This is a genomic window from Paenibacillus sp. lzh-N1 (assembly GCF_002872435.1).
GTDB classification, from domain to species: domain Bacteria; phylum Bacillota; class Bacilli; order Paenibacillales; family Paenibacillaceae; genus Paenibacillus; species Paenibacillus polymyxa_C.
The window spans coordinates 5,204,157-5,229,008 of sequence record NZ_CP025696.1 but is presented as its reverse complement, the minus strand read 5'-3'; the positions used below and the strand labels follow the sequence as shown (position 1 = coordinate 5,229,008).

Here is a 24,852-nt window from a genome sequence, read left to right as displayed (position 1 = left end):
GAACCATGAACTGAATGTAAAGGAGACGGCAATGCATACCTATGAACAGGCGCTTCAACAAGCGAAGGAATTTATTCTGGAGCATGATGATTACCTGATCGTATCGCATGTACAGCCGGACGGAGACGCAGTCAGCTCCACCGTAACGGTGGGCTGGCTTCTCTCATGTCTGGGGAAGAAATTTACCATGCTGAATGAGGGACCTATTCCTAAACGTATGGATTTTTTATGGCATGCCGATGAGATTATGGATATGAGTCAACAACCGCCAGAACGGAAATACAACCGGATCATTTGTGTAGATTGTGCGGATTACCGTCGTGTTGGTTTGACAGAGCAGTTTTTTACGGAAGATGCCATTATTCTGAATATCGATCATCATCCAACGAACGATGCTTATGGTACGGTTAATGTGATTAAGTCAGATGCTGCGGCAACAGCGGAAATCCTTTTTGATTTATTGGAAAAGTTTGCAGTAACTTGGGACGTCGAAGTAGCAACAGCTGTATATACAGGGTTGTTAACAGATACGGGAGGCTTCCGCTACTCCAATACTTCACCGAAAGTGATGTCTACGGTATCACAGCTACTTGCTTATGGTGTAGATGGCCCATTTTTGTCCGAAAAATTGCTCGAGGAAATGACATTTCCCCAAATGAAAGTACTAACCAAAGCATTGCAAACGCTCACGATGTCGAAGGACGGTAAAGTTGCTTGGGTCGTTGTAACACCTGATGATATGACGGAATGTGGTGCTGTAAATGAGGACTTGGAAGGCATCGTGAATTATCCAAGAAATATTCGTGGGGTTGAAGTCGGCATTTTCTTTAAAGTTATTAATGATCAAGCGACCAAGGCTAGTTTGAGATCGGCAGGGAATGTTGATGTAGCTGCGCTGGCTCAATCATTTGGGGGCGGCGGACATGTACGTGCGGCTGGCTGTCGACTAGAGGGTAAGCTGGAAGATATCATTGAGACAGTTGTAGGGCGGGTGAAGTCTGAGCTATGAACCCAATAAAGAAGGAACAGGCAACTTGGGAGGGTGTTCTACCTGTTTATAAACCTGCTGGATTTACCTCTCATGATGTGGTGGCCAAGGCTCGCCGTTTATTGGGGATGAAGCGAATAGGACATACTGGGACACTAGATCCGCAGGTAACCGGTGTTCTGCCCTTGTGTCTGGGACGCGCTACCCGAGTGGTGGAGTACATGCAAGAGCGACCCAAGGAATACCGGGCTACACTGCGCTTAGGCATTGCCACTGATACCGAAGACCTGACTGGGACAATAACAGAAGAGAGCGAACGTCCGGTTGAGGTGACCGAAATGGAAGCCAAAGCGGTTTTGGAGCGTTTCGTTGGTACGATCTCCCAAGTCCCACCCATGTACTCTGCCCTCAAAGTAGATGGAAAACGTCTATACGAGCTGGCTCGAGAGGGCAAAACCGTGGAGCGTAAAAGTCGTGAAGTGAGCATTTACGAGCTGGAAATGACGGGATTTGCGAAGATGGGGGCGCATGTGGATATTTCTTTTCGTGCTTTATGCTCCAAAGGTACTTACATCCGTACACTATGTGTTGATATTGGCCGTGAATTGGGATATCCTTCAACAATGGTTAAGCTCGAGCGAACCATGTCTGCGGGAATTTCTGCAGAACATTGTTTAACATTTGAAGAAATTGAGCGCTATGTAGCCGATGGTAGCCTAGGTGAGCGGCTTATCGCCACCGATAAAGCAATTGACTATATGCCTGAGCATACAGTGGCTGAATCCAAGGCAGCTGCGGCTCTGCAAGGCCAACGCCTGTCGCTGAGTATGATTTCACCACCAGTGACAGACAACCAGCCTTTCCGATTATATAAAGAGGATAAAACGTTTTTAGGCATATATGGACGGGATGAATCAGGTGCGATCGCTCCAATTAAAGTTTTTTTAAGTTTGTAGAATTTATAAATTTTCATCGGAGCTGAATCATTCTATAATCGCCAGAGATTTTCTCCTAGACTGCGGCCTAGCTTCTGTGAAATTATGCTGATAGACGTTTTTCACCTTGAATTGTGCTATAATTTTTGACGAAGTTAGTCAAATGATGTGAAATGCAGGTGAATGAATATGATTACCGTATCGTTATCTTATCCTTTGAGTGATGAGCTATTGCAGCAATGGGGACGTCCACAAGTCACGGCGATCGGCCAGTTCGACGGCCTTCATCTGGGACATGCAAGTGTGATACGTAAGGCCGTCGCGCTCGCTCGTGAACAGAAAGTGCCAGTATCTGTCATGACATTTCACCCTCATCCGAAGGAAGTCATGAAAAAAGGCGATTATGAAGGTTATTTAACACCGCTTGCGGATAAGCAGACTATTCTGTCCGATATGGGTGTGGATGTACTTTATATTTTAAGTTTTAACGAAGAATTTTCCAAGGTTAGCCCGGAGGCTTTTATAACAGACGTGCTACTTCCATTACAAATTCTAACGGCGGTAGTTGGTTTTGATTTTAGGTTTGGCCACCGGGGAGCCGGGCATGAGGATACGCTTCGGAAGCTGGGAGGAGAGCTGATGTCTGTCTACACTGTACCACCGTTCGAACTGGATGGGGATAAGGTAAGCAGCTCAGGCATTCGCCGTGCTTTACAGACGGGGGATTTAGCACATGCCTCGCGCTGGTTGGGACGCCCTTATCGTATCCAGGGTACTGTGATGGATGGTGAGAAGCGCGGACGCACAATCGGTTTTCCGACAGCTAATCTCAAGCTGGATGATTCTTATGTCATTCCGGTTAAGGGTGTATATGCTGTACGGGCGCTTATAGGTGATCATTGGATAAATGGTGTAATGAATGTAGGGGTTAAGCCTACTTTTCATGAAGGTGTGCTGAATCCGTCGTTTGAGGTACATCTTTTTGATTTTAATCAACAAATTTATGGGGAGTCTGTGCTCGTTGAGCTTCACCATTACATCCGCCCTGAACGCAAATTCTCTTCGGTGGATGAACTGATCAGACAAATTGGCAATGACGCACAAACGGCTAAAAAGCTGTTGGGCTAATTTATTTACATAAGACAGGCGCTGTGTTATACTGACTTATGTTGTGTAAACAACGATGAACCTTAGCTTGGTTGTCCGCTTTCACCGGCGGTTACGAGGCTAATGGCGATTATAATGAAGGAGGTGAACAGGATGGCATTGACTCAAGAGCGTAAACAGCAATTGATCGAGGAGTACAAAACTCATGAATCCGATACAGGATCACCTGAGGTACAAATCGCTATCCTTACTGAAAACATCGTCAACTTGCAAAGTCACTTTCGTTCGCACAAGAAAGACCATCACTCCCGCCGCGGGTTGTTGAAAATGGTCGGTCAGCGTCGTAAACTTTTGGCTTACCTGAAGAAGACTGATGTTAAACGTTACAGTGCGTTGATCGAGCGTCTCGGACTGCGTCGTTAATTTTCAGACATGTAATGAGAAAAGAAGCCTGGTTGTTCACCGCTTGTCCCTGCTAAGGCGACGGCGGACAGCAGCCGGGTTCTTTTTTGAAATGAGGAATCTTTTTTTGAATTACATATCCTATTTTGTCTGTGAATTTCTTATGAATAAGACCTGCGCAGGAAATACTGGATGTGTATAGAACTTTTACAATGAAATGAAATGGAGGGATACCATGGAGCAACGCGTAGAAATGCAACTCGGCGGAAGAAAGCTGGTGCTTGAAACAGGACGTCTTGCAAAACAAGCCAATGCGGCAGTTAAGGTGAGTTACGGAGAAACAGTTGTGCTGTGTACTGTGACCGCTTCCCGTGAACCGAAAGATTTGGACTTTTTTCCGCTGACCGTGAACTATGAGGAAAGATTGTATGCTGTGGGGAAAATTCCTGGCGGATTTATTAAGCGTGAAGGACGCCCGAGTCAAAAGGCGATTTTATCCAGTCGTTTGACAGACCGTCCAATTCGCCCATTGTTTCCTGAAGGTTTCCGCAATGATGTGCAGGTGTTAAACCTAGTCATGAGTGTTGATCAGGATTGCGAACCAGAAATTGCAGCCATGATTGGAACCTCAGCAGCACTCAGTATTTCGGATGTTCCTTTTAACGGTCCAATTGGCGGAGTTGCTGTAGGTCGTGTAAACGGACAATTTGTGATTAATCCAGATATTGCACAGCAAAACGCAAGCGATCTGTATCTCGTTGTAGCTGGAACAAAAGATGCCATTATGATGGTAGAAGCAGAAGGCGATGAGATTCCAGAGGAAGTTATGCTCGAAGCTATTATGTTCGGACATGATGAGATTAAGAACATTGTGGCAGTTATTGAACAATTGGTGCAAGTAGCAGGTAAAGAAAAAATGCAGGTTAAGCTGCATGCTGTTGATGAAAAAGTGAACAGTGAAGTACGTGCTTATGCAGCTGATCGTTTGGTGGAAGCTGTTAAAATTGCAGAAAAACATGCCCGTCAAGAGGCGATTGATGCAGTTAATGAAGAGACCGTTGCCCATTTTGAAGCACAATACATAGAGACACCTGAGCTTTTGAGTGATGTGAGCGAAGTTCTCTATGATATCGTTAAGGAAGAAGTCCGTCGTCTGATTACGCATGATAAAGTACGCCCTGATGGTCGTAAGCTTGACGAAATTCGTCCAATTGAAAGCGACACTAGCATTTTGCCGCGTACGCACGGTTCAGGCTTGTTTACACGTGGGCAAACGCAGGCGCTTAGCGTTTGTACTCTTGGTGCACTAGGGGATGTACAAATTCTGGACGGTATTGATCTGGAAGAAACCAAACGCTTCATGCATCATTACAATTTCCCTCCATTCAGCGTAGGTGAGGCTCGTCCATTGCGCGCGCCGGGTCGTCGTGAAATCGGACATGGTGCTCTTGGTGAGCGTGCGCTTTCCAAAGTAATTCCTTCCGAAACTGAATTTCCGTACACGATCCGTCTGGTTTCCGAAGTGCTGGAATCGAATGGATCGACCTCACAAGCTAGTATTTGTGCAAGCACACTGGCCATGATGGATGCAGGTGTACCGATTAAAGCTCCAGTTGCAGGCGTAGCTATGGGATTGATCAAGGATGGAGATCATGTTTCCGTACTGACGGATATTCAGGGTATGGAAGATCATCTGGGCGATATGGACTTTAAAGTTGCTGGTACTGCGGAAGGCGTAACTGCCATTCAAATGGATATTAAAATTGACGGTATTGACCGCAATATTTTACAGGATGCGCTCAAGCAAGCCAGAGAAGGACGTTTGTTCATTCTTGGAAAAATGATGGAAGCGATCCAGAAACCACGTGAGCAATTGTCTCCGTATGCTCCAAAAATTATGACAATGCACATTAACCCGGACAAAATCCGTGATGTTATTGGAGCTGGTGGTAAAATCATCAACAAGATCATCGAAGAAACCGGCGTGAAAATCGATATTGAACAAGATGGTCGTGTGTTCATCGCTTCTACAAATCAAGAGATGAATGAGAAGGCGCGTTCCATTATTGAAGGTATCGTAAAAGAAGTCGTGGTCGGCGAGATTTACATCGGTACAGTCAAACGAATTGAAAAATTCGGCGCATTTGTTGAAATTTTACCGGGTAAAGATGGTCTGGTTCATATTTCTCAACTGTCTACTGAGCGTGTAGCCAAAGTTGAAGATGTCATTGCTATTGGTGATACGATTACAGTGAAAGTAACTGAAATCGATCAGCAAGGTCGTGTCAATTTGTCCCGTAAGGCAGTACTGACGGCTGAAGCTCCTGCTAAGTCCTAGGTTGTGGTTCGCATACCACAGGGAGTCTATACGTTTGTACAAAATAAGGGGTTTGAATAGCATTAATTAAGCTTTTGGAAAGAGGCAGAGCTACGTTTCTGGCTCTTTTTTCATACATATGCACAAGCTGCACCCAAGTGGGCTTCTATAGCTTACTACGTCATAGATCTTGTCCTTCTCGCATACAATGTGGACAAACGAGCGGGAGGATGAAGGAATGATGAGTAGGGTGAAACGAGCAGTGTGGGTGGTAGCTACTTTAGCCATCACACTGGTAATTGGGCAGTTTAGCGGGGTTCGTGACTACGCTAGTCAATTACGCAATGGAGACGCTACAGGAGCCGAAGAGCTTGAAGCTACACCTACGATGGCGGTAGTAGCTTTGCCTGATAATGCGCTTATGCAGCGACTAAAGACAGAAGCAACGCGTCAGCGAAGAGAACCAGTTGATGCTAAGATAGACAGGGTGTGGAAGGCTATTCCAGGTTATAACGGACTGGAGGTCGATCTGGATGCTACCTATCGCAAAGCCATTGCAGCTCCAAATCGGCCTATTCAATATGTATATCGCCAATTGGCACCCAAAATACATTTAAATCAACTGGGTAATGTCCCAATTTACAGGGGCAATCCTGAAAAACCAATGGTTTCCTTCATGATCAACGTAGCATGGGGGAATGAGTTTATCGTGCCTATATTGGATACATTGGATCAGGAGAAGGTTAAGGCTACATTTTTTCTTGATGGAAGTTGGCTGAAGAAAAATCCTGAACTCGCCAAGGAAATTCAAAGAAGAGGGCATGAGCTTTCGAATCATGCTTACTCTCATCCTAATATGAGTCGTTTGAGCCGAGCTAGAGCCGTACAAGAAATCGAAAAGACGGAAGAGCTTCTTCAACAAACTTTAGGTGTCAAAAATAATTGGTTTGCCCCTCCATCGGGTGACTTTAATCAACAAACAGTGGATATAGCAGCAGAACATGGGCTCAAAACTGTGCTGTGGACATTGGACACCGTAGATTGGAAACATCCGTCACCGCAATCGGTGGTTCATAAAATTAACAGCAATGTTGAGTCAGGCTCCCTGATATTGATGCACCCAACAGATTCGTCTGCTGCTGCTCTCAAAGGCATGATTCATGCCATCCGTAGTAAAGGACTTGTACTTGGAACTGTTAGTCAGACGCTTTCCCCTGATCGGCAGCTACCAGCTCCGGTTGAGTGAATGTCTTTTTTCTGTTAGGATTGAACATTATGGCTAAGTATGCAATTCAGTTTAGGAGGGCCAAGCGTGGAAAGAATTCAACTTAAAAACGGCCTAAGAGTGGTCATCGAAAAAATTCCAACCGTGCGTTCTGTTTCTTTCGGCATCTGGGTTAAAACCGGTTCCCGGAACGAAACATCGGACAATAGCGGTATTTCTCATTTTATTGAACACATGCTTTTCAAAGGAACAGAGCGTTTTAGTGCTAAGGAAATCGCTGAGCAATTTGACGCCATCGGAGGAAATGTTAATGCTTTCACTTCGAAGGAATATACGTGCTATTATGCAAAAGTACTAGATGAGCATCTACCGATCGCAGTCGATGTACTGTCTGATATGTTCTTTAATTCCAAATTGGATCAGGAAGAGCTAGCAAGAGAGAAAAATGTGATTTTGGAGGAAATCTCCATGTACGAGGACACACCTGATGATATGGTGCACGATCTTGTTTCTCGCGCGGCCTATGGTGAGCACCCACTGGCTTATCCGATTCTCGGAACCGAAGATCACCTGCTAGCTATGGATAGCTCACATCTCAGCCATTATATGAAGGAGCACTATACAATTGATAATACAGTTATCAGTGTGGCTGGTAATGTTGACGATCGTCTTGTAGAATTGCTGGAGCAACATTTTGGGCATTTCGATAATCACGGAACCGTTTCGCCACTGACAGTACCTGCGTTTAACGGTCAGCTGTTGTACCATGAGAAAGCAACGGAGCAGAATCACATTTGTCTATCCCTGCCTGGATTTGCAATAGGCGACGATCTCCAGTATGCTATGGTTTTGCTGAATAACGCGATCGGCGGGGGCATGAGCTCACGTTTATTTCAAGAAATTCGTGAAAAACGCGGACTGGCTTATTCGGTCTATTCCTATCATAGCTCCCATGCAGATAGTGGAATGTTCACGATCTACGCAGGTACCGCTCCTAAGCAAACAAAGGATGTGCTCGATTTGACACTGGAGTTGTTGCGAGATGTAGCTGTCAACGGTTTGGACGCTAATGAGCTTCGCAAAGGCAAGGAGCAGCTAAAAGGAAGTCTGATTTTAAGCCTTGAGAGCACTGGTAGCCGGATGAACCGTCTTGGAAAAAATGAGTTAATGTTGGGTCATCATTATACGCTGGATCAAATGATCGAACACATCGAGCAAGTGACGGCTGATGATGTGAACAAAGTGCTGGATCGGATGTTTTCGGAGCCGTTTGCTCTGTCAATGGTCGGAGCGAGTGATTCAGCGGTTAAGGATATGAGGAGGGACTATTTTGTTAACTTACGTTGAAATTAACAGACTCGGGGGCAATGAAGATATTGAGCTACCCCGCAAAATGTCAGAGCTTGCATCTGGGTTTGACTTGTATGCAGCAGTGCAGGAGGATTTGGTTCTGGAACCTGGCAAACGATGCCTCGTTCCAACTGGATTTGCAATAGCTATGCCAGCAGGATTAGAGGCACAAATCCGTCCGCGTAGTGGACTGGCTCTCAAGCATGGTATTACTTGTCTTAACACACCTGGGACGATTGATGCAGATTATCGTGGGGAGATTAAGGTGCTCCTTATCAATTTAGGCGATGAACCGTTCACCATTACGCGCAATGAGCGAATTGCACAAATGGTATTTCAGGTTGTGCCTGAGGTCGAGCTGAAACAAGTAGACCATTTGTCTGAAACAGTGCGGGGTGCTGGTGGGTTTGGTCATACAGGACGCTGAGTCTACGATTTACTTGCAAAACCTGTAATCCAACAATGTAATCCAATTGTCATTTTGCAAAAACTTCAATATTACTCGTTTAAGAGTAAAGCATATACATAAAAGTCGTCCCGTAGAGGGGCGGCTTTTTTTGTGTTTTTTCACCCCTCTCCGGGCATCTGCATAGACTAAAAGCATATCGTGTCTCGGAAAGGAGTGATCCGGATGCTAACAGGAATGCGCATCGTTGTTTTGGGTGGAGATGCGAGGCAGCTTGAGGTAATCCGCAAATGTGTGGACATGGATGCTACCGTCACCGTGGTCGGCTTTGACATGCTTGAAGTACCACTCAAAGGAGTCACACTAGAACCCATGTCTGTCAAGCTGCTGGAATCGTCAGACGCACTGATTCTACCGGTGGTGGGATGCGATGAGGAAGGCAACGTAAATGCACTTTTCGGAGCACAGAAGCTCCAGTTTCTGAATGAGCATGCTGCTGCTCTTCCACCGCATTGCGTTGTATATACAGGGATGGCGCGAGCGTACTTAAAAGAAATATGTACCAGACATGAATTGAAGCTGGTTGAGCTGCTGGAAAGAGATGATGTGGCCATATACAATTCTATACCTACGGCTGAAGGCGCACTGATGATGGCAATTCAGCATACTGATTTTACGATTCATGGTGCAGATTGTATGGTTTTAGGCATGGGACGGACTGGATTTACCATGGCAAGGGCACTACAGGGATTGGGAGCCAAAGTGAAGGTTGGAGTACGGCGGGCAGAGGATGCAGCGAGAGCTGTAGAAATGGGTTGGAAGCCTTTTATGACGAGGGATTTAGCGAATGAGACAAAGGGAGTTGACTTGATTTTTAATACGATACCCTCTATGATTATCACAGCGCAAATCCTGTCTAAATTGCCACTGAGTACCGTGATTATAGATCTTGCTTCTGCCCCGGGCGGTTGTGATTTCCGGTATGCGGAAAAGCGTGGAATTACGGCTATGCTTGCCCCCGGTCTTCCCGGTATTGTTGCTCCCAAAACTGCTGGTACCATTATAGCGAATACGCTGGTGCAGTTGTTAATGGAAGATAATCCTGATCGGGGGGATGCGCAATGAGTTGGCAAGGGAAAACAGTAGGTTATGCCATTACAGGCTCACATTGCACGTTTGAAGAGGTAATGCCTGTTATACAGCGCTTCGTAGATGAGGGTGCGAAGGTCGTTCCGATTATATCCAATACCGTACTAACAACGGATACTCGTTTCGGTACTTCGCAAAGTTGGCAAAAACAGTTGAAAGATATAACAGGGAATGATATCATTTCTACAATTGTGGAGGCTGAGCCACTGGGACCCTCCCAAATGCTCGATGTGCTGGTGATTGCACCGTTGACGGGGAATTCGATGAGTAAGTTAGCGAATGCGATGACAGATAGTCCGGTTTTAATGGCTGCCAAGGCGCAATTACGCAATGGTCGTCCACTTCTTTTAGCCATATCTACTAATGATGGACTTGGTCTAAATGCTGCTAATATCGCCAAGTTACTAGTAGCCAAAAACATCTTTTTTGTGCCGTTCGGACAGGATAATCCAGTTAAAAAGCCGAACTCGCTTGTAGCCAATATGGAGTTGATTCCAGAGGCTGCCTATGAAGCATTGCAGGGCAAACAGATTCAGCCGATGATTGTGGAACGCAAGACCCCATGAAGTACTATAGTTAACTGCTGAGCATCCCTCGCCTAGAAGATGATTCGATAATGCATCGAGTCTAATTTCTTGTTGGCGGTGGATGCTTTCAGAATAAAAAATGGTTTTTTAGTCGAGAAGGGGAGATACACCAGATGAGCAATAGAAAGTTTAATGTAGCTGTCGTTGGAGCGACAGGCGCTGTAGGCGAACAGATCGTAAATCTGCTGGAAAAACGAGATTTTCCTGTGGACAAAATCAAATTTCTTTCTTCGCCTCGTTCTGCCGGCACGTTAATTAGCTTTAAAGGTCAGCAGATTCCAGTAGAGATTGCTACTCCCGACAGCTTTGAAGGAATCGACATTGCTTTGTTTAGTGCAGGCGGAGACGTGAGTAAGGAACTGGCGCCGCATGCTGTTCGTCATGGGGCAGTTTGCATTGACAACACCAACGCATTCCGAATGGAACCGACAGCTCCTCTTGTAGTACCTGAGGTGAACAGCGATAAAATTGCCGAGCATCAGGGAATTATCGCCAACCCGAACTGCTCCACCATCCAGATGGTAGCTGCTTTGAAACCATTATATGATCAATATGGCATTTCTCGTATCATAGTATCCACATACCAGGCCGTATCGGGCGCTGGAAGCCGTGCTATTGATGAATTGAATCGTCAAAGCGCAGCCATTCTTAACGGTGATGAGGTTCAGCCAGATCTGCTGCCGGTAGGTTCTTTGCCAGTAAAACATCAGATTGCTTTCAATGCTATTCCGCAAATCGATAAGTTTCAGGATAATGGCTATACACTGGAAGAAATGAAAATGGTACGCGAAACGAAAAAAATACTGGGTGACGATTCTGTAGACGTAACAGCAACGTGTGTGCGTATTCCTGTTGTATACGGTCACTCGGAATCCGTCTATGTAGAGCTTAAAAAAGATTATGATCTAGAAGAAGTTCGTAATCTGTTGGCTTCCGCACCTGGAGTAACGCTGGTAGACGATCCTGCTGCCCAGCTTTATCCGCTGGCATCCGAAGCGGCAGGAAAACCTGACGTATTCGTAGGGCGTGTACGTCGTGATTTGGGCAATAGCCGTGGTTTGAACTTGTGGGTCGTATCCGACAATCTGCTCAAGGGAGCCGCATGGAACGCGGTGCAAATCGCGGAAATTATTGCTGCAAAAGCGGAGTAACGTTCCTAAAGCCGGGAGTATATGGGGGAAGAATAATGGGTATTTTGGTGCAAAAATTTGGGGGAACCTCGCTATCCACACCTGAAGCGCGTCAACTTGTGCTGGCACATGTGAAGCGGGAACTGAAGCAAAATTTTCAATTGGTTGTTGTTGTGTCGGCCATGGGGAGGAAAGGAGAGCCTTATGCCACGGACACGTTGCTGGATTGGGCGGCATCTAACGGCGACAGTCTTCCGAAGCGCGAACGGGATTTACTGCTGTGCTGTGGTGAAATCATTTCTGCTGCTACATTGTGCAGCCTGATGGAGAAGGAAGGTATCCCTGCTACAGTGCTGACTGGAGCACAGGCAGGCTTTATTACGGATGATCAATACGGCAATGCTCGGATTTTGGATATCAAGCCAGACCGTATTGTGGAAGAACTGAACCAAGGCAGAGTGGTCATTGTGACTGGTTTTCAGGGACAAACAGCTGATGGTGATATGACTACCCTTGGTCGGGGAGGCAGCGATACGTCAGCTACTGCACTAGGTGCTGCTCTACATGCGGATATGGTTGATATTTATACAGATGTGAATGGTATATTGACCGCTGATCCGCGTATTGTGGAAAATGCGAAGCCGCTTTCACATGTTAGCTATACGGAAATTTGTAATATGGCTCATCAGGGAGCAAAGGTGATCCATCCTCGTGCTGTTGAAATAGCCATGCAGGCTAATATTCCGGTACGGGTTCGCTCTACCTTCTCCGAGGGAGAGGGGACGTTGGTTACCCATCCGGAAGGCTTTAAAGATGTGCAGGCAGATATCGTAGACCGCTTCGTGACCGGTATTGCGTATGTCGGCAATGTTACTCAAATTACTGTTGAATTAAAGTCGGGTTTGGAGCACTTGCAATTACAAGTATTCAAATCTATGGCTGAACACGGAATCAGCGTCGATTTCATTAATGTAACTCCATCAGGAGCGGTTTATACCGTATTTGATAATGATGGAAGCAAAGCGGTTGAAGTACTTAACGGTTTGGGTCTAGAGCCTAAAATACTGGCCGGGTGTGCTAAAGTTTCGGTCATAGGCGGTGGTATCAACGGGGTACCAGGTATTATGGCGACAATTGTGGAGGCATTGACAGAATCAGACGTACAGATCCTTCAATCGGCAGATTCCAACACCACGATTTGGGTACTTGTTAAAAAGGAAGATATGGTGCAGGCTGTACGCGCATTGCATAATAAATTTGAACTCCATCAATAGGCGCATTGTCCGTGCTCGGACTTGCAAAAAAAGGAGGCAGCATGGTGAACTTCGGCAGATTGATTACCGCAATGGTGACACCTTTTGATCAGCAAGGAGAGATTGACTGGACTGCATTGTCCTCGTTGATTGATTATTTAATAGAAGAACAGCATTCAGAGTCACTTGTTGTATCTGGAACAACAGGGGAGTCTCCTACCCTGAGTGATGATGAAAAAATTAAGCTGTTTGCATTTGTTGTAGAAAAAGCAGCTGGGCGATGTAAAATTATTGCAGGGACAGGAAGCAATAACACACGTCATTCCATCCACCTCACCCGTGCTGCGGAGCAGGCGGGAGCAGACGGTGTGCTGCTGGTAGTGCCATATTATAATAAACCGAATCAGGAAGGGATGTATCAGCACTTCAAAAGTATTGCAAACTCCACATCCCTTCCAGCGATACTGTATAATGTTCCAAGCCGTACCGGTGCCAGCCTGACAGCTGAAACGACACTGCGGCTTGCACAAATTCCGAACATTGTAGGAACCAAAGAATGTGCATCACTTGCACAAGTTACACAGATTGCAGCGGCAGCACCAGAAGGTTTTCTGGTTTATTCCGGGGATGATGCATCTGGATTACCTGCCATGGCTGTAGGTGCTTATGGCATTATCAGCGTAGCAAGTCACGTGGTAGGTGCAGAAATGAAGCGAATGCTGGATTCCTTTGTAGGAGGACACGCTCAAGAGGCAGCAAAACTGCATCAGCAGTTGTTCCCGATTTTTAAGGGCATGTTCGGCTGTCCTCATCCTTTGCCTAATCCGGTGGCTGTAAAGTATGCATTGGAGTTACGGGGGATTAAGGTAGGTTCAGTTCGGTTGCCACTTATCCCGCCTACCGAGGATGAAGCAGAGTTTATTAAGAATTTATTTACCCGCTAAAAAGAAATAGACGAAAGATGTTGATGAATACAAGGAGTATCCTTGTTAAGGGCAGTCGGTAGGTATAATATCGACTGGGTTATTGCCCTGACAAGGTCTCCGATATGAAGGGCGTTCTTATAGAACGTCCTTTTTGCTATGCTGTTAACCAGGCATGTAGATAAAATGGCACATACTTATGGTTTGAGAAGGCAATGGGAAACCTAGCGTAACGAACAGGATGACTTGTTTTTTCGTATTTTAATCATGTATAATGGGGTCAAGTGACTGGGTGCGGTATTTTTTTGAAAATTAAATAACAAATCAAGGTACGACGTCCAACTACCATAGGAGGTTTAGATTCATTTGTCTAAAAAAACAAACAACGATAAATTGATGATTTTCGCTTTGGGCGGCGTCGGTGAAATCGGGAAAAATATGTATGTCGTTCAATACGGCAACGACATTGTCGTGGTGGATTCCGGTCTGAAATTTCCGGAAGAGGACATGCTTGGCATCGATATCGTTATTCCTGATATTTCCTACCTTACAGAGAACCGCGACAAAGTAAGAGGCATTGTGTTGACTCATGGTCACGAGGACCATATCGGCGGTTTGCCTTACGTGCTGAAACATTTGAATGTACCTGTATATGGTACCAAGTTGACGCTGGGACTGGTGGAAAACAAGCTGAAGGAAGCGAATCTGCTTGGTGAAACCAAACGCATTTTGATCAATGCTGATTCCGAAATCAAGCTGGGCTCCACATTGAAAGTAACATTCTTCAAAACCAACCATAGTATTCCTGATTCTGTAGGTGTTTGCATTGATACTCCTGAAGGCGCTGTTGTTCATACAGGAGACTTCAAATTTGATCATACTCCGGTGAACGGACAATATGCAGATTTGCAGCGTATGGCTGAGATTGGCACACGTGGCGTACTGGCTCTATTGTCAGACAGTACTAATGCCGAAAAACCGGGCTTTACACCTTCGGAAAAGAGCGTTGGCATTGTGCTGGAAGATATTTTCCGCAAGTCGAGACAGCGTGTGGTCGTAGCCACTTTTGCTTCGAACGTACATCGCATTCAGCAGGTCATTAATGCTGCTGAGGCAACTGGACGTAAAGTAACGGTTATTGGTCGCAGCATGGTTAATGTCGTAGGTATTGCTTCTGATTTGGGCTACTTGGAAATCCCAGATGGAATGCTGATTGAGCCTGAAGAAGTTGGCAAAATGTCAGCGGATCGCGTAGTTATTCTCTGCACAGGTAGTCAGGGTGAACCAATGTCTGCTTTGACAAGAATGGCTCGTTCTACGCATCGTAAGGTAGATATCCTTCCAGGGGACTCAGTGATCATCGCAGCTACTCCGGTACCAGGTAATGAAAAATATGTTGGACGCACTATTGATGAGCTGTTCCGTTTGGGTGCCAATGTATACTACAGTGCAGCTAATCCTGGTATCCACGTTTCTGGACACGGCAGCCAGGAAGAACTCAAGCTGATGCTGAATCTGATGAAACCAAAATTCTTCTTGCCAATTCACGGTGAGTTCAGAATGCAGCGTCGTCACGCTCTGCTTGCTGAAGGAGTAGGTATCGAGCCTGAAAATATCTTTATCACGGATATCGGTGAAGTCATTGAAATTCAGAATGGTGGAGCACGTAGAGCTGGTAAAGTTACAGCAGGTAACGTACTGATTGATGGACTAGGCGTAGGAGATGTAGGAAATATCGTGTTGCGCGACCGCAAATTATTGTCACAGGACGGTATTTTGGTAGTGGTTGTCACACTGAGCAAGCAAGATGGCACGATTAAGTCGGGCCCGGATATCATTTCCCGTGGTTTCGTGTATGTTCGTGAATCAGAAGGTTTGCTGGATGAAGCAAATCGTATTGTTTCAAGTACACTGCATAAGCTCATGAGTGAAAATGTAAATGAATGGGCTTCCCTCAAGACAAATGTCAAGGATGCACTGGGTCGCTTCTTGTATGAGCAAACTCGTCGCAGACCGATGATTCTGCCAATTATAATGGAAGTGTGATTCAATTGAAATATGTTCAAAAACTTGAATTAAAAACTTAAGTCACAGGCACACAGTCGCCTCTCTCCCCGCAGGAAATATTGGACGGTTTCCGCGGGGAGAGAGGCTTTTTTTGATTTTGGGGTTGAGGAAAGGCATGGAGTTGGGTATAAAATATTCCATTTCTATCCCATACTATAGGGTGAATACGGGGCACATAGATGCGTAAAGCGAAAGGAAGATCACCCATATGGAACATTACAGCAATTTCTCTTCTGGCAACGAGGAAACGGAAGCGCCAGAACAACCAGAAGTTGGACAAAGACCCGTTTTACCTGCTATGGAGGCTTTACAGCAGCTGGGTCAAACCTCCATGCCCGAAAGCGAGTCCAATATTTTTTGTATGACGATTATCGGTCAGATTGAAGGACATCTCATCTTACCGCCTCAAAACAAAACAACAAAATATGAGCACATTATTCCGCAGTTGGTAGCGGCAGAGCAAAACCCACGTATCGAAGGATTAATGATTTTGCTAAATACAGTTGGCGGTGATGTAGAGGCAGGTCTAGCTATTGCTGAGATGATCGCTTCCATGAGTAAACCAACAGTGACCATAGTCATAGGTGGAGGGCATAGTATCGGTGTGCCGATTGCCGTATCTTCTACTTATTCTTACATTGCCGAGAGTGCGACGATGACCATTCATCCTATTCGTATGAGCGGCCTGGTCATTGGAGTCCCACAGACTTTTGAATATATGGAAAAAATGCAGGAGCGTGTCGTCCGCTTCGTCGTTTCTCATTCCCGCATCACAGAAGAGCGGTTCAAGGAACTGATGTTCAAAACTGGAGAATTAAACCGTGACATTGGTACAGCGGTTGGAGGAATCGATGCAGTAAAATACGGGTTGATGGATGCGGTTGGTGGTATAGGAGAGGCGCTAAAACAGTTGAATACTATCATTGAGGCACGCCGTCAGCAAAACGGGATGACAGGGACTCCACAGCAGTCTCCATATGCCCCTTTTTCACCCAATGCTACAGGCGTCCCTACAGGAACCCCTTCAAGTGAGCACAGCAAGGAGCTACCCCAATGACATTATATACTGTAATGCCAATGGAATTGGTGTGGGAAGGGATGTGGAAGGAAGGAGAGGAGCTTGTAGAGGTCCGGGTAGACGGTCTGCTTATGCAGGTACAGCCGCTTGAAAGTCGTCGGGGGATCATAGTAAGGCTGTTGGACTGTCCGTTGGAAGCCTACCTCAATCCTCGTTATGGACCAGGTCAGGTCATCGAGTGGTCATAGAAGCTGTCGAATAGTACAGAAATAGGTCATTTGCTGCTGAAAAAGAACATATGTGCGGATAGCGAGTGACGTGGTATAATATTCTTCTGGGGGGTGACCTTGTATGTCCAGAAGAAGAAAAAGAAAAAAGAAAGCCATATTTGGCGGAGTTTTAAAATATGAAATTTACGGCATTGTGCTGATTACATTGGCGGTCATTGCGTTGTCGGGTGAAGCGGCGGTTGGTCGGTCGCTATCCAAGATGTTTGGGCTTGTACTGGGGAAATTCTATTTTGTGATCCCCCTGATTGGCATTTATTATGGTCTGATGGTGATGATTCACCGCAAGTGGCCGAACCAGTGGAACTCACGGAAGACGGGTTTGCTGTTGTTGGTATTTGCCTTTACACTTATGAGTTCTATTTCATCTATGGAGCAGCGTTTGGGACCGATCAACGCGCTTCAGCCGGGCGGAGTGATGACCCAGATACATATAGATATGCGTGAGCAGTTGCTGTCGCCTGACCAGCAAGGCCATACCTCCATGCTGAATAAGGATATTAGCGGGGGCTACGTTGGCGCATTACAGCTTACCGTTCTGTTGTGGCTGTTTGGTCTCACAGGAGCTAAGCTGATCATGATTGTCATGTTCGTCATTTGTTTTATGCTGATGACTCAACTGTCTTATGTGGATTTAGTGCGGATTGTAAAGACCAAACTGCTGACAGCCGGGGGAAGCGTGCGGAAAAAATGGACTGGAAAAGCCACTCCGCTTTCTGCATCAAGCAAGGGCAGCGGAAATAGAAAACCCAAATCTGAGCCTATTCCTGCCTATGAGGAGGATATGGATGATGACTTTGATGAAATGCAGCCTCCAGCACGCAAGCAGCCCATTTTCTTTCAGTTGTTTGGCCTTAAAAATACAGATAAGGCGGACAAGGAAGAGCAACCTGCCCATGCGGATGAAGATGATCATGATCTTCTATATGAGGCTGGTGACGTGCAGCCTCAGTGGAGAAATGGCAATCAGGGAGAAGAACTGTCTGACGTGATCGAACACGCTGAACAGGAAGCCTCAATTCCGGTAAAAAGATCGCCAATCATTAGGGACTTCTTCGAACAAGTGAAAAATGAGGAAAAAAGATCAGAGGCTGAACTTGAAGACTCCCTGACAGGTGGAGTGCGGAACGATTCCATTATTGATGAACACCTGGATAGTAATTTTATGGATGCTGATGCGGATATGAATAGAAATGATTCGGCAACGATCCATGGGACATCAGAAGAAGCTCAGGAACTGGCTCAGACGATTGCTAACGGGGTGACAGGCGAAGAAGCTGAAGGGACCAATGTAGCTATTCCAGCTCCACCACCGCCTAAGCCGTACAAGCTCCCATCGTTTCGTTTGCTTGCCAAACCGCAAAATGCAGGCAAAGGCATGGGACAAAAGGATTACATGCAAACAGCACGCAAGCTGGAGGCCACGCTGGAGAGCTTCGGTGTTCGGGCGAAAGTGCTGGAGGTTGTACGTGGTCCAGCCGTCACACGCTATGAAATCCAGCCAGACATTGGCGTGAAGGTTAGCCGGATTGTGAGTCTGACGGATGACATTGCACTTGCGCTTGCTGCAAAGGATATCCGTATGGAGGCACCTATTCCCGGCAAGTCCGCCATAGGGATAGAAGTTCCGAATAATGAAGTTTCTATCGTAACCATGCGTGAGGTAATGGAGACGACAGTTTTCCAGGAATCAGTTTCCAATTTGTCGATTGCATTTGGACGTGATATTGCAGGACAAACGATTGTCGGTAATTTAGCCAAGATGCCCCATCTGCTTGTAGCTGGAGCTACGGGTTCGGGTAAATCGGTGTGTATCAATGGGATCATCACGAGTATTTTGTATAAAGCGAAGCCGGATGAAGTGAAATTTCTGATGGTCGATCCCAAGATGGTAGAGTTGAACGTGTATAACGGAATTCCCCATTTATTGGCTCCGGTCGTGACTGATCCAAAGCGTGCCTCACTGGCATTGAAGAAAATTGTAGTTGAAATGGAAAAAAGGTATGAGCTGTTTTCCAAATCAGGCACCCGTAATATTGAGGGTTACAACAATTTGATGAAGGATAACCCGGATGCATTTCTGCCTTACATTGTCGTTATTGTGGACGAGCTGGCAGATTTGATGATGGTTGCTGCAGGAGATGTGGAGGATGCGATTGCGCGACTTGCCCAAATGGCGCGTGCAGCAGGCATCCATCTGATTATTGCAACACAAAGACCTTCAGTTGACGTAATTACCGGGGTTATTAAAGCCAATATTCCTTCACGTATTGCCTTCGGCGTTTCTTCGCAGGTGGATTCCCGCACCATACTGGATATGGGTGGTGCTGAGAAATTGCTCGGACGTGGTGACATGCTGTTCATGCCGATGGGTGCTTCCAAACCAGTCCGTGTTCAGGGAGCATTTATGAGTGATCAGGAAGTGGAAAACATTGTTAACTATGTACGTGAACAGGGTGAAGCGCAGTATGATGAAACGCTTGTGCCGGAGGTGGAAGAGGTATCCACTGATGCGGATGAAATGCTGGATGAGCTGTATGATCAAGCTGTCAACATCATTTTAGAGGCTAAACAAGCTTCCGTTTCGCTCCTTCAGCGCCGTATGCGGATCGGTTATACGCGTGCTGCCCGACTGATTGACTCCATGGAAGCTCGCGGTGTCATCGGTCCTTACGAGGGAAGTAAGCCCCGTGAGGTACTTATATCAATGGAACAATATCAGCAAAATAAAGTTAGCTCCTGAGCATTATCTTTTACAGCATTTCATTAAAACGCTGTTTGTACGCATGATGAGTTGTTAAGTATGACAACTCCATGCACGCAAATAGCGTTTTTTTGTGATGTTTTTTTGAGGTTTGGAACTGCCTGCTAAAAGAAGATTAAAAGGGTGAATAGCTTCTAGCGGAGCTTGTCATAATAAACGTAGCCATCCTGTTAATCCCACAAAAGAAAGGTAGAGCGCAGCATATGAAAAAGACAATGGTCTGGATTTGCACGGGTATTCTCGCAGCCTCGGCTATTACGTACACAGGACTTTTTAAAAACGACTCTGCACAGGAGCGAGCAGAGTCGCTGAGCACGCAGCAGAAAGTAACAGCAGCGCAGCCTGTTCAGCCGACATTCAGTTCAGAAGCGGTTGATTTTGGTTCTTATGGCCAGGATGTTTATGAGCTGCAATCACGATTGAAGTTGCTGGGTTTTTTTGGTGGGAAAGTGGACAGCCATTTTGGCAGTAGTACACTAAAGGCTGTCAAGGGTTTTCAAAAGGAGTTTGGTATCAGACCCGATGGAGTAGTTGGTGCGAAAACCAAATTAAAACTGGTGAATGCTACTCCACACTGGAAGCCAACGGAAACGCCAATGCATCGTAACAATCAAGGATCCGATCAGGGACAGGCAGCGAACAATAACAATAAATCAGATCAAAATGAAGAAACGATGGGATCGGCCAACACCATGGGGCTTTCTGAAAACGATCTTAAGATCATGGCCAATGCGGTCTACGGTGAATCCCGCGGCGAGCCGTTTGAAGGACAAGTTGCCGTGGCGGCTGTCATTTTGAACAGGGTCAAGTCGCCCAGTTTTCCAAACACACCGTCTGGGGTAATCTTTCAGCCGGGGGCTTTCACTGCTGTAGCAGACGGCCAAATCTGGCTCACGCCGAATGAGACTGCACAAAAGGCGGTACGTCAAGCCCTGAATGGCTGGGACCCAAGCGGAGGATGTCTCTATTATTTTAACCCTAGAACAGCCACCTCCAAATGGATTTGGTCCCGTCCGCAGGTGAAAACCATCGGGGAACATATTTTCTGCATGTAAAACGCCGAAGCAGCCGGGAGCTTGTCTCCGGTTGCTTCTTGGCTTTTGCATAGTTAGAATAAAGATTGGTACACTTTACCTCTTTATAGGAAAGAGATGTACAACAGCTAATGCTAATCAAAGGCTAGACGCAAATTGACGTCACAAAGGAGTTTTGGACTTGAACAAAACAGGTTTCGAGCGTGGTACACGCAGACAACTGAGGATTCATGTGCTGCCGACCAAGCGCTTTAAGACGTTTGCCATATCACTGTATGTAGGTACTCCGCTACGTGAGGAAACCGTAACTCGTGTGGGACTGGTACCTTTCGTTCTGCGACGGGGTACAGAATCATATCCGCAGACTACACAATTTAGAGAGCAGTTAGAGCAATTGTATGGTGCGGGTTTTGGATTCGATGTATACAAACGTGGAGATTATCAGATCGTTCAATTTCGTATGGATACGATTAATGACAGTTTTGTAAGCAGTCCAGATAGTTTACTGGATCGTTCGTTTGCTTTCCTAGGAGAGGTTCTGACGAAGCCTGCATTGGAAAACGGTGCATTTCAAACAGGATATGTACAGCAGGAACGAGAAAATGTTCGTAAGAAGCTGGAATCTATAGTTAACGATAAAATACGTTATGCTGGGGAGCGCTGTATGGAGGAGATGTGCAAGGATGAGCCTTATCGTCTGCATCCTCTTGGTCAGCGATCTGATCTGGACAGCATAAGTGCACAAAGTTTATACGAGGCTTATGGAGAATGGCTGAATAATGCCAGCATGGATTTATATGTTGTGGGTGATACCACGCTGGAAGAAGTTGAGAAGTTTGTTGATCGCTATTTTCAATTAAATCGCTCGACGGAAACGGAATATGTACTCGAACAGCCCAAATCGGTAGAACGTGATGTGCAAACTATAGTAGAGCGTCTTGATGTGAACCAAGGCAAGCTCAATATGGGACTGCGCACCCCTATAACGTATGGGGATGAACGTTATGCTTCCGCTCTGATGTACAATGGTATTCTGGGCGGGTATCCGCATTCAAAGCTGTTTGTTAATGTGAGGGAGAAGGAAAGTTTGGCGTATTACGCTTCGTCACGGTATGACGGGCATAAAGGCATTGGCACAATACAATCCGGTATCGAAATTCCTAATTATGAAAAGGCGGTTACTATTATCCGCAAGCAACTGGAAGATACGCAAAATGGAGCGATTACCGAGCTGGAAATGACCCAGACGCAGGCAATGATACGCAACTTGCTAAAGGAAATGCAGGACTCCGCTTTTGAAATGATTGCCTATGATTTTAACAGACAGCTTTCCGGCAAAGAGCGGACGGTAGAGGAACTGCTGAGCCAGGTGGAGGCAGTCAAGGTGCAGGATGTTCAGGATGCCGCCCGGACGTTCCGACTGGACACTATTTATTTCTTGAGAGACCAGAAGGGGGAATAGCGTTGGAGCATATATCGTATGAGCATTTGCAGGAAACGCTGTACTATGAAGTAATGGATAATGGCTTGCACGTTTATGTGTTGCCCAAACCGGGCTTTCAGAAGACGTATGCCACATTTGCGACTAAATACGGCTCAGTTGATAATCATTTCCGGGTAGAAGGTCAACAGCCCGTCAAAGTGCCGGATGGCATAGCCCATTTTTTGGAGCATAAAATGTTTGAAGAGCCTGAAGGCGATATTTTTGCTACCTTTTCCTCTAATGGAGCATCGGCGAACGCATTTACGAGCTTTGATCAAACAGTATATCTGTTTTCGGCAACCGAACGCATTCGAGAAAATTTGACCACGCTAGTCAATTTTGTTCAGCATCCTTACTTTACAGATGAAAATGTGGAGAAGGAAAAAGGCATTATCGGTCAGGAAATCAATATGTATGAAGATAACCCCGACTGGCGGAGTTACTTTGGTTTGATTGAGGCATTGTACAAGGTCCATCCGGTGCATATTGATATAGCAGGTACTATTCAATCCATCAGTACAATTACAAAGGAAACATTGTACAGTTGCTATGAAGCTTTTTACCATCCAAGTAATATGATTCTTTTTGTAGTAGGTGGAGTGGACCCAGCCGAAGTAATTGAATTGGTACGTAATAATCAGGCGAAAAAGGACTATAAGCCGCAGGGAGAGATCGAGCGGATTTTCGATGATGAACCCACTACAGTTGCAGAACCACGGCGTGAAGTAAAGCTGGCCGTTTCTTTGCCAAAGCTGCTTTTGGGATTCAAGGAGACCGAAGTAGGTCTAACGGGGGAAGCATTGCTTCGTCATGATCTAGAAACCAAGCTGATGCTTGATCTCTTGTTTGGTTCCAGTACACAGCTATATCAGAAGCTCTACGATGAGGATCTGATTTCGGACAGTTTTGGCCATGAGTACAACAGTACGCAACAGTATGCATTTTCTGCGATCGGTGGGGATACCAAAGACCCTGATCGGCTGTTGTCTAGGATAAGAGAAGAGGTAGAGTCTGTTCAGAAGCAGGGCTTTGCAGCAGAACATTTTGAACGAGCGCGCAAAAAGAAGATCGGCGGTTATCTACGCACACTCAATTCTCCTGAAAATATTGCACATGAGTTTACAAGACATCGCTTCCGCGGCAGTGACTTTTTTCAATTGCTTCCGGTTTATGAAAGTATCACGCTCGAGGATGTAAACCGCCGTCTGAAAGATCATATACAGTGGGATCAAATGGCAATATCGCTGGTGGTGAGTCCGTAATGTCTAGGGAGAGGGAACCGATGACCACCGAGGGCGGAGAATTAAAGGCTATTGGCGATACGACTGTGCTGATTACAGGAGCAAGTGGTGGAATTGGTGCGGCTATTGCCGAGCGTTTTGCAGCAGTAGGGATGAATGTGGTCATTCACTACATGAAGTCCCATGAAAAAGCAAATGAAGTTGCCCGTCGTTGCATGACTTATTCAGGCAAGGTAATGACTGTGTCAGCCGATCTGCGGAGTAAGGAGCAGATTGAACGCATGCGGGAAAAACTGGATAATCACGGAATGAAGCCAGATATTCTAGTGAATAATGCTGGAATATCTCATTATGGGCTACTTTCAGATGTTTCAGAAGAGGAATGGGACGAAGTGATGGCCGTGAATGTTAAGGGAACTTTTTTATGTACGCAGGTTTTTATGCCGCATATGATTTCCCAACGCTATGGCCGTATTGTGAATGTTTCGTCTGTGTGGGGCATATGTGGAGCTTCGTGCGAGGTATTGTACTCCACTACCAAGGGAGGCATTAACGCTTTCACTAAAGCGCTGGCTCAAGAGGTTGCGCCTTCTGGCGTAACAGTGAATGCTGTGGCTCCAGGGGCAGTAGACACGTCGATGTTGGATCATTTGGATGCAGGCGAAATTAACAGTTTGGAAGAAGATATCCCTGCCGGACGATTGGCGCGGCCTGATGAAATATCGTCCCTGGTTTATTTTCTTGCGCTTCCTGAGTCAGGTTATATTAATGGCCAGGTCATAAGTCCTAACGGAGGATGGGTGACTTAAGGAATACAGCGCATGGAGGAATTCACCAGTATAGTAAGCGTCTGTGAAGAGCATATTACAACTGTTGATTTTAAATCTGAATCATCTAAGGAGGATTTAAGTATGTCAACAGTTGTTCAGAATTTTGATGTTTGGAAAAAGTTCCTTGGTCAGCGTGTAGAGCAAGCGGAGAAGCTGGGAATCAGTCAAGATACCATTGCAGAGCTTGCTTACGAAATCGGTGATTTTCTGGATGAGAAGGTCGATCCAGCCAACCACTCCAACCGCGCACTGAAAGAACTGTGGGGAGTTGCCGATGAGAACGAGCGTCACACCATCGCCCGGCTAATGGTTAAATTAGCTAAGAGCAACGCATAAGCAGGAACCAACATGAAAAG

Annotated in this window: 22 protein-coding genes; all 22 read left to right on the top strand. The window is 45.9% G+C overall.

The genetic code is table 11. The annotated features are described in order from the left end of the window. Positions 1 to 31: 31 nt before the first annotated feature. Positions 32 to 1,009 (top strand): DHH family phosphoesterase, encoded by a 978-nt coding sequence (locus C0638_RS23030; RefSeq protein ID WP_058710524.1) that lies wholly within the window; start codon positions 32 to 34, stop codon positions 1,007 to 1,009. Further along, a complete protein-coding gene (gene truB / locus C0638_RS23025; RefSeq protein WP_013370725.1) occupies positions 1,006 to 1,944 on the top strand; it encodes a tRNA pseudouridine(55) synthase TruB in 939 nt (312 codons plus the stop codon). Before C0638_RS23030 ends, truB begins: the two co-directional genes overlap by 4 nt. A gap of 168 nt (positions 1,945 to 2,112) precedes the next feature. Further along, the gene (locus C0638_RS23020; protein ID WP_058710523.1) at positions 2,113 to 3,051 is read left to right on the top strand and encodes a bifunctional riboflavin kinase/FAD synthetase; all 939 of its coding nucleotides are present in this window, start codon (positions 2,113 to 2,115) and stop codon (positions 3,049 to 3,051) included. A gap of 132 nt (positions 3,052 to 3,183) precedes the next feature. Continuing rightward, on the top strand, positions 3,184 to 3,453 hold the full coding sequence (gene rpsO, locus C0638_RS23015; RefSeq protein ID WP_007430074.1) for a 30S ribosomal protein S15: 270 nt from the start codon (positions 3,184 to 3,186) through the stop codon (positions 3,451 to 3,453). A gap of 214 nt (positions 3,454 to 3,667) precedes the next feature. Continuing rightward, positions 3,668 to 5,770 carry a polyribonucleotide nucleotidyltransferase gene (gene pnp / locus C0638_RS23010; RefSeq protein ID WP_016820985.1) on the top strand — a complete coding sequence of 701 codons (2,103 nt, stop codon included), beginning with the start codon at positions 3,668 to 3,670 and terminating at the stop codon, positions 5,768 to 5,770. 217 nt (positions 5,771 to 5,987) lie between these two features. Next, the gene (locus C0638_RS23005; protein ID WP_058710522.1) at positions 5,988 to 6,995 is read left to right on the top strand and encodes a polysaccharide deacetylase family protein; all 1,008 of its coding nucleotides are present in this window, start codon (positions 5,988 to 5,990) and stop codon (positions 6,993 to 6,995) included. 66 nt (positions 6,996 to 7,061) lie between these two features. Continuing rightward, complete coding sequence (locus C0638_RS23000; RefSeq protein ID WP_058710521.1) at positions 7,062 to 8,321, top strand: M16 family metallopeptidase; 1,260 nt, start codon at positions 7,062 to 7,064, stop codon at positions 8,319 to 8,321. Next, entirely contained in the window at positions 8,305 to 8,751 is a 447-nt protein-coding gene (gene dut, locus C0638_RS22995; protein WP_058710520.1) for a dUTP diphosphatase, read from the top strand. The genes C0638_RS23000 and dut overlap by 17 nt, the downstream gene beginning before the upstream one ends. Before the next feature lie 204 nt (positions 8,752 to 8,955). Continuing rightward, positions 8,956 to 9,855, top strand: coding sequence for a dipicolinate synthase subunit DpsA (gene dpsA / locus C0638_RS22990; RefSeq protein WP_040101550.1), 900 nt, complete (start codon positions 8,956 to 8,958; stop codon positions 9,853 to 9,855). Next, the gene (locus tag C0638_RS22985) at positions 9,852 to 10,445 is read left to right on the top strand and encodes a dipicolinate synthase subunit B (RefSeq protein WP_013370733.1); all 594 of its coding nucleotides are present in this window, start codon (positions 9,852 to 9,854) and stop codon (positions 10,443 to 10,445) included. The genes dpsA and C0638_RS22985 overlap by 4 nt, the downstream gene beginning before the upstream one ends. Before the next feature lie 134 nt (positions 10,446 to 10,579). Next, positions 10,580 to 11,617: an aspartate-semialdehyde dehydrogenase gene (locus C0638_RS22980; protein ID WP_040101549.1), complete on the top strand. Its 1,038-nt coding sequence runs from the start codon at positions 10,580 to 10,582 to the stop codon at positions 11,615 to 11,617. A 35-nt stretch (positions 11,618 to 11,652) separates the two neighbouring features. Then, on the top strand, positions 11,653 to 12,870 hold the full coding sequence (gene dapG, locus C0638_RS22975; RefSeq protein ID WP_058710519.1) for an aspartate kinase: 1,218 nt from the start codon (positions 11,653 to 11,655) through the stop codon (positions 12,868 to 12,870). Between the two features lie 41 nt (positions 12,871 to 12,911). Further along, entirely contained in the window at positions 12,912 to 13,793 is an 882-nt protein-coding gene (gene dapA / locus C0638_RS22970) for a 4-hydroxy-tetrahydrodipicolinate synthase (RefSeq protein WP_013370736.1), read from the top strand. Between the two features lie 345 nt (positions 13,794 to 14,138). Further along, positions 14,139 to 15,818 carry a ribonuclease J gene (locus tag C0638_RS22965; RefSeq protein WP_013370737.1) on the top strand — a complete coding sequence of 560 codons (1,680 nt, stop codon included), beginning with the start codon at positions 14,139 to 14,141 and terminating at the stop codon, positions 15,816 to 15,818. Between the two features lie 229 nt (positions 15,819 to 16,047). After that, the gene (locus C0638_RS22960; RefSeq protein ID WP_058710518.1) at positions 16,048 to 16,896 is read left to right on the top strand and encodes a ClpP family protease; all 849 of its coding nucleotides are present in this window, start codon (positions 16,048 to 16,050) and stop codon (positions 16,894 to 16,896) included. Further along, complete coding sequence (locus C0638_RS22955; protein ID WP_013370739.1) at positions 16,893 to 17,105, top strand: YlzJ-like family protein; 213 nt, start codon at positions 16,893 to 16,895, stop codon at positions 17,103 to 17,105. Before C0638_RS22960 ends, C0638_RS22955 begins: the two co-directional genes overlap by 4 nt. Before the next feature lie 103 nt (positions 17,106 to 17,208). Next, a complete protein-coding gene (locus C0638_RS22950; RefSeq protein ID WP_058710517.1) occupies positions 17,209 to 19,887 on the top strand; it encodes an FtsK/SpoIIIE family DNA translocase in 2,679 nt (892 codons plus the stop codon). 224 nt (positions 19,888 to 20,111) lie between these two features. Beyond that, positions 20,112 to 20,963 carry a spore cortex-lytic enzyme gene (gene sleB / locus C0638_RS22945; protein ID WP_040101546.1) on the top strand — a complete coding sequence of 284 codons (852 nt, stop codon included), beginning with the start codon at positions 20,112 to 20,114 and terminating at the stop codon, positions 20,961 to 20,963. Positions 20,964 to 21,123: 160 nt separating this feature from the next. Further along, the gene (yfmF, locus tag C0638_RS22940) at positions 21,124 to 22,404 is read left to right on the top strand and encodes an EF-P 5-aminopentanol modification-associated protein YfmF (RefSeq protein WP_058710516.1); all 1,281 of its coding nucleotides are present in this window, start codon (positions 21,124 to 21,126) and stop codon (positions 22,402 to 22,404) included. 2 nt (positions 22,405 to 22,406) lie between these two features. Continuing rightward, positions 22,407 to 23,687 (top strand): EF-P 5-aminopentanol modification-associated protein YfmH, encoded by a 1,281-nt coding sequence (gene yfmH / locus C0638_RS22935; protein WP_058710515.1) that lies wholly within the window; start codon positions 22,407 to 22,409, stop codon positions 23,685 to 23,687. Positions 23,688 to 23,707: 20 nt separating this feature from the next. Further along, positions 23,708 to 24,475 (top strand): elongation factor P 5-aminopentanone reductase, encoded by a 768-nt coding sequence (gene ymfI, locus C0638_RS22930; RefSeq protein WP_013370744.1) that lies wholly within the window; start codon positions 23,708 to 23,710, stop codon positions 24,473 to 24,475. A gap of 102 nt (positions 24,476 to 24,577) precedes the next feature. Beyond that, positions 24,578 to 24,832 carry a DUF3243 domain-containing protein gene (locus tag C0638_RS22925; protein WP_013370745.1) on the top strand — a complete coding sequence of 85 codons (255 nt, stop codon included), beginning with the start codon at positions 24,578 to 24,580 and terminating at the stop codon, positions 24,830 to 24,832. The last annotated feature ends 20 nt before the right edge of the window (positions 24,833 to 24,852 follow it).